7 protein-coding genes are annotated in these 8,885 nt (G+C 71.9%); 5 read left to right on the top strand and 2 right to left on the bottom strand.

From position 1 onward, the window contains the following. Window positions 1-277 precede the first annotated feature (277 nt). The 4 genes from AB0C76_RS37740 (at window position 278) to AB0C76_RS37725 (ending at window position 4,992) form a co-directional block, all read left to right on the top strand. The gene (locus tag AB0C76_RS37740) at window positions 278-2,869 is read left to right on the top strand and encodes a sensor histidine kinase KdpD (protein ID WP_359974433.1); all 2,592 of its coding nucleotides are present in this window, start codon (window positions 278-280) and stop codon (window positions 2,867-2,869) included. A gap of 109 nt (window positions 2,870-2,978) precedes the next feature. Then, on the top strand, window positions 2,979-3,659 hold the full coding sequence (locus AB0C76_RS37735; protein ID WP_033351413.1) for a response regulator: 681 nt from the start codon (window positions 2,979-2,981) through the stop codon (window positions 3,657-3,659). Between the two features lie 98 nt (window positions 3,660-3,757). After that, window positions 3,758-4,165, top strand: coding sequence for an OB-fold nucleic acid binding domain-containing protein (locus AB0C76_RS37730; RefSeq protein ID WP_329931199.1), 408 nt, complete (start codon window positions 3,758-3,760; stop codon window positions 4,163-4,165). 2 nt (window positions 4,166-4,167) lie between these two features. Then, window positions 4,168-4,992, top strand: coding sequence for a DUF3159 domain-containing protein (locus tag AB0C76_RS37725; protein ID WP_359974430.1), 825 nt, complete (start codon window positions 4,168-4,170; stop codon window positions 4,990-4,992). 93 nt (window positions 4,993-5,085) lie between these two features. Here AB0C76_RS37725 and AB0C76_RS37720 read toward each other — a convergent pair whose 3' ends face one another. Both AB0C76_RS37720 and AB0C76_RS37715 read right to left on the bottom strand, forming a co-directional pair. Next, entirely contained in the window at window positions 5,086-5,757 is a 672-nt protein-coding gene (locus tag AB0C76_RS37720) for a TrkA family potassium uptake protein (protein ID WP_359974429.1), read from the bottom strand. Then, window positions 5,757-6,425 carry a TrkA family potassium uptake protein gene (locus AB0C76_RS37715; protein WP_359974427.1) on the bottom strand — a complete coding sequence of 223 codons (669 nt, stop codon included), beginning with the start codon at window positions 6,423-6,425 and terminating at the stop codon, window positions 5,757-5,759. The genes AB0C76_RS37720 and AB0C76_RS37715 overlap by 1 nt, the downstream gene beginning before the upstream one ends. 229 nt (window positions 6,426-6,654) lie before the next feature. Here AB0C76_RS37715 and AB0C76_RS37710 point away from each other — a divergent pair, with 229 nt between their 5' ends. After that, a complete protein-coding gene (locus AB0C76_RS37710; RefSeq protein WP_359974425.1) occupies window positions 6,655-8,736 on the top strand; it encodes an APC family permease in 2,082 nt (693 codons plus the stop codon). Window positions 8,737-8,885: the final 149 nt, after the last annotated feature.

The following is an 8,885-nucleotide window of genomic DNA, read 5'->3' as shown; positions in this document are numbered from 1 at the left end:
GTGGGAGAGTAGGACGCCGCCGAACAATTCTTCTGAAGAACCCCCATCCGGTTTCCGGATGGGGGTTCTTCGCGTTTCCGGAAAGGCCGTGCCCGAGCCCCGCCGGTTGGCGGGTACAGGTCGACGGCCGGGCTGTGGCACCGTCAATATGCCGCTAAAACGGCATGCTCAGTGCACGGATCAGCGGAAAATCGTCTCCCACGCCGTAGTCTCGAAGGGGAGGGGAACAGGTGTCCGGGGGTGGCTCCCGGGCTGGGCCGGATCAAGAATGGTGCTCATGGGACGTGGCAGGCTGCGCATCTACCTCGGGGCCGCCCCCGGGGTCGGCAAGACGTACGCCATGCTGGCGGAGGCGCACCGGCGGCAGGAGCGTGGCACCGACGTCGTCGTGGCGTTCGTGGAGGACCACGGCCGACGGAACACGGCCGACCTCGTCGCCGGGCTGGAGGTCGTCCTGCGCCAGCAGGTGGTGCACCGGGGTGCCAGGTTCTCCGAGATGGACCTGGACGCGGTCCTCGCCCGCCGTCCGCAGGTGGCGCTGGTCGACGAGCTGGCGCACACCAACATCCCCGGCTGCCGCAACGCCAAGCGCTGGCAGGACGTCGAGGAGCTGCTGGCGGCCGGGATCGACGTGATCTCCACGGTCAACATCCAGCACCTGGAGTCGCTCGGCGACACCGTCGAGGGCATCACCGGGGTGCGGCAGCGCGAGACCGTGCCGGACGAGGTGGTGCGGCGGGCCGACCAGATCGAGCTGGTCGACATGTCCCCGCAGGCCCTGCGCCGCCGGCTGGCCCACGGCAACGTGTACGCGCCGGAGAAGATCGACGCCGCCCTCGGCAACTACTTCCGTCCGGGCAACCTGACGGCACTGCGCGAACTGGCGCTGCTGTGGACCGCGGACCGGGTGGACGAGTACCTCCAGAGGTACCGGGCCGAGCAGGGCATCGAGGGCATCTGGCAGGCCCGGGAGCGGATCGTGGTGGGCCTGACCGGCGGGCCGGAGGGGGCGACGCTGATCCGTCGCGCGGCCCGGATCGCGGCCCGGACGTCGGGCGGCGAGCTGATGGCCGTCCACATCTCCCGTTCGGACGGGCTGGCGGGCACCGACCAGTCCCCGCAGATGCTGATCGAGCAGCGGTCGCTGGTCGAGAGCCTGGGCGGCACGTTCCACGCGGTCCTGGGCGACGACCCGGCCGTGGCGCTGCTGGACTTCGCCCGAGGCGTGAACGCCACCCAGATCGTGCTGGGCACGAGCCGCCGCCCCGGCTGGCAGTACGTCTACGGGCCGGGCGTCGGCACCACGGTGACCCGGGAGGCCGGGGACATCGACGTCCACATGGTCACCCACGAGCGCGCCGGGAGCGGACGGGGCAGGATCCCGATCCGGCGGATCACCGACCTGGGTCGCACCCGGACGGTGGCCGGCTGGCTGATCGGCCTGGTCGGCCCGCCGCTGCTGGCGCTGGCGCTGACCGCGATCGGCGGCCTCGGCCTGTCCACCGACATGCTGCTGTTCCTGTCGCTGACGGTCCTCGCCGCGCTGGTCGGCGGGCTGCTGCCGGCGATCGGGTCGGCGCTCGTCGGCTCCTCGGTGCTGAACTACTACTTCACGCCGCCGATCCACACGTTCACCATCAGCCAGCCGCAGAACATCATGGCGGTGGCCATATTCACCATCGTGGGCATCTCGGTCGCCTCCGTCGTGGACCTGGCGGCCCGCCGCACCCTCCAGGCGGCCCGCAGCCAGACCGAGGCCCAGACGCTCAGCGCGCTGGCCGGTACGGTCCTGCGCGGCGCGCCCAACGGGGACGGCGTGCTGACCGCCCTGATGGAGCAGGTGCGGGAGACCTTCGGACAGGAGAGCGCCGCGCTGCTGGAGCGCCCGGACCCGCTCGGCGCCTGGGTACCGGTCGCCGCCGCCGGGCCGCACCCGCCGGAGCGCCCGGAGGAGGCCGACGTGGACGTCCCCGTCGGCGAGAGCCTCGCGCTGGTGCTGCGCGGCCGGGTGCTGCCCGCGGCGGACCGCCGGCTGCTCGGTGCGTTCGCCGCGCAGGCCGCCGTGGTGCTGGAGCGCCGCCGACTGGCCCGCGAGGCCGCCGCGGCCCGCCGGGAGGCGGAGGGCAACCGGATCCGCACCGCGCTGCTCGCCGCCGTCTCGCACGACCTGCGCACGCCGCTGGCCGGCATCAAGGCCTCCGTCACGTCGCTGCGCTCGGCGGACGTCGAGTGGGCCCCGGAGGACGAGGCGGAGCTGCTGGCCGGGATCGAGGCCGGGGCCGACCGGCTCGACCACCTGATCAACAACCTGCTGGACATGAGCCGGCTGCAGACCGGCACCGTGACCCCGCTGATCCAGGAGACCGACCTGGACGAGGTCGTGCCGTTCGCGCTCGGTGGCGTCCCGCTGGAGTCCGTCCGGCTGGACGTCCCGGAGACGCTGCCGATGATCCGGGCCGACGGCGGGCTGCTGGAGCGCTCCTTGGCCAACCTGATCGAGAACGCCGTCAAGTACAGCCCGGAGGGCGTGAAGGTGCTGGTCAAGGCGGACGCGCTGCACCCGCCGGGCGGCCCGGGACGGGTCGAGCTGCGGGTGGTGGACCGCGGCCCCGGCGTGCCCGAGGATGCCAAGGAGCGGATCTTCGCGCCGTTCCAGCGGTACGGGGACGCGCCGCGCGGCGCCGGGGTGGGCCTCGGGCTCGCCGTGGCGCGCGGGTTCGTGGAGGCCATGAACGGCACCGTCACGGCCGAGGACACCCCGGGCGGCGGTCTCACCATGGTCGTCACCCTGCCCGCCGTCGAGCGGCCCCCGGAACCGGGCGAGCCGTCCGGCGACGACCACGACCCGCTGTCGCGGCTCGTCACGTGACACCCGGACACGGGTTTCCCGTCCGCCTGCACCGCAGTCCGTAGGCACCACCGTTCGCAAGTCCCACAGCCCGCAAGCCCGACACAGCCCTGAAAGGCGGAGCCCGTATATGACCCGGGTCCTCGTCGTGGACGACGAACCGCAGATCGTCCGCGCGCTGGTGATCAACCTCAAGGCCCGCAAGTACGAGGTCGACGCGGCCCATGACGGCGCGAGCGCCCTGGAGCTGGCCGCCGCTCGCCATCCCGACGTCGTCGTCCTCGACCTCGGCCTGCCCGACATGGACGGCGTCGAGGTGATCCGCGGGCTGCGCGGCTGGACCCGGGTGCCGATCATCGTGCTGTCGGCCCGGCACGCCTCCGACGAGAAGGTCGAGGCACTGGACGCCGGCGCCGACGACTACGTCACCAAGCCGTTCGGCATGGACGAACTGCTCGCCCGGATGCGCGCCGCCGTGCGCCGGGCCGAGCCGGTGGCCGGCGAGGACGACTCGCTCGTGGTCACCGAGAGCTTCACCGTCGACCTCGCCGCCAAGAAGGTGAACCGCGACGGCACCGACGTCCGGCTTACCCCGACCGAGTGGCATCTGCTGGAGGTGCTGGTGCGCAACGCCGGCCGCCTGGTCAGCCAGACCCAGCTGCTCCAGGAGGTCTGGGGCCCGGCCTACCGCACCGAGACCAACTACCTGCGCGTCTACCTCGCCCAGCTGCGCCGCAAGCTGGAGCGCGACCCCTCGCACCCGCGCCACTTCATCACCGAACCGGGCATGGGCTACCGCTTCGAGAGCTGACGGCCCGCCCGCTTTCCGGGCCCCGCACGGCCACTCCGCGCCCGTGCGGCGATCGTCCGGCCTGCCGCCGGGGGCCCGGAAACCGGTACCCTTCCCGCATGAGTGGTGACAACAGCAGCGACCAGCCGCAGGGCCGCTTCCGCCGCATGCTCAGTCGGCTGACCTCGTCGGCCGAGGAGCTGCGGGCCGAGGAGCTGCGCCAGGAGAGCGCGGCCGAGTCGGGCTGCACGCCGATCGCCGGTTGCGCGGACCGCGATCTGGTGACCGTGGCGGGCACGCTGCGCACGGTGACGCTGCGCCCGCGGGCCGGGGTGCCGGCCCTGGAGGCCGAGCTCTTCGACGGCACCGAGGCGCTGGACATGGTCTGGCTCGGCCGCCGCTCGATCGCGGGCATAGAGCCGGGCCGCCGGCTCGTCGCCAGCGGCCGGATCAGCCACGCACGCGGACGCCGCGTGCTGTTCAACCCCCGCTACGAGCTGCGTCCGGTGGGACACGGGAGCGAATGAGCGTGAGCAACCACCCCGGCGGCGACGCCGCCCGGCTCGACCTGAGCGCCGCCGACGTGGCCGCCTGGCAGGACGCCGCCGCGAAGGACGCCGCGGAGGGCCTGGCGCGGTCGATCGACGCCGCCGCACCGGTCACCGGCCAGGAGCTCGACCCGGAGGCCGCCGAGGCCGCCCGCAAGGCCGCCGCCTCGAAGGAGGCCGCCGACACCGTGCTGCAGGCCTTCGGCGGAGTGCGCGGCATGGTCGACATGACGCTGCCCGGCCTGGTCTTCATCGTCACGTACAACATCACCCACCAGGTCAGCGCCGCCGCATGGGCCGCGCTCGCGCTGAGCGCCCTGTTCGTGGTGGTCCGGCTGGCGAAGCGGGAGACCGTCCAGCACGCCTTCAGCGGGGTGTTCGGTGTCGCCATCGGTGCCTGGATCTCGATGAAGAGCGGCCGGGCCGAGGACTTCTACCTGCCCGGCCTGCTGTGGAACGTCGGCTACTGCATCGGGCTCGCGGTCTCCGCGCTGGTGCGCTGGCCGCTGATCGGCCTGATGCTCGGCCCGATCACCGGTGAGATGTTCACCTGGCGCAAGGAGAACCCGGGCCGGCTGCGCGCCTACACCAAGGCGACCTGGGCCTGGGTCGTGATCATGGGCATCAAGCCGGTGATCCTCTTCCCGCTGTACTTCACCCACAACGTCAACCTGCTCGGCTGGCTGAAGGTCGCGCTCGGCATCCCGCCGCTGCTGCTGGCGATGTACGTGACGTGGCAGATCCTGCTGAAGGCGCCGCCGCCGATCAAGGCTCCGCTGGACGACGAGGAGGAGCCGGCCAAGTAGCCGGCCCGACCCGGTGCACGAAGGGCCCGCACCCCGGATGGGGGCGGGCCCTCCTGCCTGTCGGACGCCGTGTCGGACGCCGCCGGGTGCCGCCTACTGGGCGCCGGAGGTGGCCGAGAGCAGGTCCTCCAGCTCCTCCTCGCGCTCCTGCGCCGCGACGAAGAGCAGCTCGTCGCCGCCCTCCAGGGTGTCGTCCTTGCCGGGCACGAGCACCCGGCCCTCGCGGATGATCGTCACCAGCGCGGTGTCCGGGGGCCAGGCGACGTCGCCCACCCGGGTGCCGACCAGCTCGGTGTCGGCCGCCAGGGTCAGCTCGACCAGGTTGGCGTTGCCCTGGCTGAAGCGCATCAGGCGGACCAGGTCGCCGACGCTGACCGCCTCCTCGACCAGCGCGGACATCAGGCGCGGGGTGGAGACGGCGACGTCCACGCCCCAGGACTCGTTGAAGAGCCACTCGTTCTTCGGGTTGTTCACCCGGGCGACCACCCGCGGCACCGCGTACTCGGTCTTGGCGAGCAGCGAGACGACCAGGTTGACCTTGTCGTCGCCGGTCGCGGCGATCACGACGTGGCAGCGCTGCAGGGCCGCCTCGTCCAGCGAGGTGATCTCGCAGGCGTCGGCCAGCAGCCACTCCGCCATCGGCACCCGCTCCACCGAGATGGAGTTGGGGTTCTTGTCTATCAGCAGGACCTCGTGCCCGTTCTCCAGGAGCTCGCCCGCGATCGAGCGGCCCACGGCACCGGCCCCGGCAATGGCGACGCGCATCAGTGACCCTCCTCCTTCGGTCCCTGCGCGAACGCGGCCTCGACGGCCGCCAGGTCGGCCCGGCGCAGCATCACGTGCACCAGGTCGCCCTCCTGCAGCAGCGTCTGCGGAGTGGGCAGCAGACCCTCGCCGAGCCGGGTGACGAACGCCACCCGCGAGCCGGAGGCCTCCTCCAGCTCGGCCAGGCGGCGGCCGACCCAGCGCGGGTCGTAGGCGACCTCGGCCAGCTGCACGCTGCCGCTCGGGTCCTGCCACAGCGGCTCGGCGCCGCTCGGCAGCAGCCGGCGCAGCATCTGGTCGGCGGTCCAGCGGACCGTGGCCACGGTCGGGATGCCCAGGCGCTGGTAGACCTCGGCACGTCGGGGGTCGTAGATCCGGGCGGCGACGTTCTCCACGCCGAAGGTCTCCCGGGCGACCCGCGCCGCGATGATGTTGGAGTTGTCACCGCTGGAGACGGCGGCGAACGCGCCGGCCTCCTCGATGCCCGCCTCGCGCAGGGTGTCCTGGTCGAAGCCGACCCCGGTCACCCGGCGGCCGTTGAACCCGGCGCCCAGGCGACGGAACGCCGTCGGGTCCTGGTCCACCACCGCGACGGAGTGGCCCTGTTTCTCCAACGCTCTCGCGAGGGCCGAGCCCACGCGGCCGCAGCCCATGATGACGATGTGCACCGGCGCTACCTCACCCGATCCGTTGGGTTCTTGACCTGCGCAAACACCGTTCATCTCCCTCTCCCGCCCCGATGCCGGGGGCGAGTGTCCTGTTCGGCGCCGGCACGACAACCAGAGTGTTGCCCACCAGCTCGTATCCGACACGCTAGCCGGTCCGCCGAACACAGTCGCGACGAAGGGTGGGGAGTTCCGCGCAAGCCCTGTCGGGGAACGCCTACGATTCCTTAACGTGCCTATGCCGACTGACCTTCCGAAACGCCTGTTGATCGGGCGCGCCCTGCGCAGCGACAAGCTGGGCGAGACGCTGCTGCCGAAGCGGATCGCGCTCCCCGTCTTCGCCTCGGACGCGCTCTCCTCGGTGGCCTACGCCCCCGAGGAGATCCTGCTCACCCTGTCGGTCGCGGGCGCGTCCGCCATCCACTTCTCCTGGCAGATCGGCCTCGTCGTCGCGATCGTCATGCTCGCCGTCGTCGCCTCCTACCGGCAGAACGTCCACGCCTACCCGAGCGGCGGCGGGGACTACGAGGTGGCGACCGTCAACCACGGCCCGGCCGCCGGCCTGGTCGTCGCGAGCGCGCTGATGGTCGACTACGTCCTCACCGTGGCCGTCTCCACGACCTCCGGCGTCGCCAACGTCGTCTCCGCCGTGCCCTCACTGCGCGGCCACGAGCTGGCGCTGTCGGTCATCGTGATCGTGCTGCTGATGGGCATGAACCTGCGCGGTGTCCGGGAGTCCGGGACCGCCTTCGCCGTGCCCACCTACGCCTTCATGATCGGCGTCATCGGCATGGTCTGCTACGGGTTCTTCCGGCACTTCGCGCTCGGCCAGGACATGCCCGCGGAGAGCTCCGGCTTCCACCTCGTCGCCACCCCGGGCAACGGGTCGCTCGCCGGGTTCGCGATGGTGTTCCTGCTGCTCAAGTCGTTCTCCTCCGGCTGCGCCGCGCTCACCGGCGTCGAGGCCATCTCCAACGGCGTGCCGGCCTTCCGCAAGCCCAAGAGCAAGAACGCGGCCACCACGCTGCTCATGATGGCCAGCGTCGCCGTGGTGATGTTCATGGGCATCATCTGGCTGGCCCGGCTCACCGGTGTCCAGATGGCCGAGAACCCGGTCGAGCAGCTCGTCGGCTCCTCGCCCGACTACCACCAGAAGACCGCCCTCGCCCAGATCAGCGAGGCCGTCTTCTCGAACTTCACCCCCGGCTTCTACTTCGTCGCCGCCGTCACCGGCCTGATCCTGGTGCTCGCCGCCAACACCGCCTTCAACGGGTTCCCGGTGCTCGGCTCGATCCTCGCCCAGGACCGCTACCTGCCCCGCCAGCTCCACACCCGCGGCGACCGGCTCGCCTTCTCCAACGGCATCATCCTGCTGGCGATCGCCGCGATCCTGTTCGTCATCGCCTTCGACGCCGACCCCAACCGGCTGATCCAGCTCTACATCGTCGGCGTCTTCGTGTCCTTCAACATGAGCCAGTCCGGCATGATCCGGCACTGGACCAGGCTGCTGCGCACCGAGACCGACCCGGCCAGGCGCCGCCACATGCAGCGCAGCCGGGCCATCAACACCTTCGGCCTGGTGATGACCATGGCCGTGCTGATCGTCGTCCTGGTCACCAAGATCGGCCACGCCTGGATCGCGATCGCCGCGATGGTCGTGCTGTTCGTGATGATGAAGGGCATCCGGCGCCACTACGACCGCGTCTCCGAGGAGCTCACCGCCGCCGAGGAGCCCGACGACATCGTGCTGCCCACCCGGGTGCACGCCATCGTCCTGGTCTCCAAGCTGCACAAGCCCGCGCTGCGCGCCCTCGCGTACGCGCGGCTCGCGCGCCCCCACACGCTGGAGGCCATCTCGGTCAACGTCGACCCGGCGGACACCGAGGCGCTGCGCCAGGAGTGGGACGAGCGCGGGATCGAGGTGCCGCTGAAGGTGCTGGACTCGCCGTTCCGCGAGATCACCGGGCCGGTCCTCGACTACGTCAAGAACCTGCGCCGCAGCAGCCCGCGCGAGGTCGTGTCGGTCTACATCCCCGAGTACGTCGTCGGCCGCTGGTACGAGCACCTGCTGCACAACCAGAGCGCGCTGCGGCTCAAGGGGCGGCTGCTGTTCAAGCCCGGTGTGATGGTCACCTCGGTGCCGTGGCAGCTGGAGTCCTCCGAGCGGCGCCGGCCGCAGAAGGCCTGGTCGGCGCCGGGGGCCGTCCGCCGTGGCGAGCCGCGGGCGCCGAAGGCCGTAGAGTCGAAGGATTCCGATCGGACCGGTGTCAGCGCCGGTGCGACCTCCGACCGCAGCAAGGAATCCTCCCAGTGACCCGCAACAATCCGCCCCGCTCCTCGGGCAACTCCGGGGGCAAGCCCGGCCGCTCCGGCGCCACCTCCGGCAAGGGCGCCCGCCGGGGCGGCACCCAGCCCGGGCAGGTCGCCCGGCCGCGCTGGGGTCGGCCCACCCGTCCGGAGGCC

The organism is Kitasatospora sp. NPDC048722 (assembly GCF_040650235.1).
In the GTDB taxonomy this organism is placed as follows: Bacteria; Actinomycetota; Actinomycetes; order Streptomycetales; family Streptomycetaceae; genus Kitasatospora.
The sequence above is the reverse complement of the archived record's forward strand: the minus strand, read 5'-3'. Positions and strand labels throughout refer to the sequence as shown.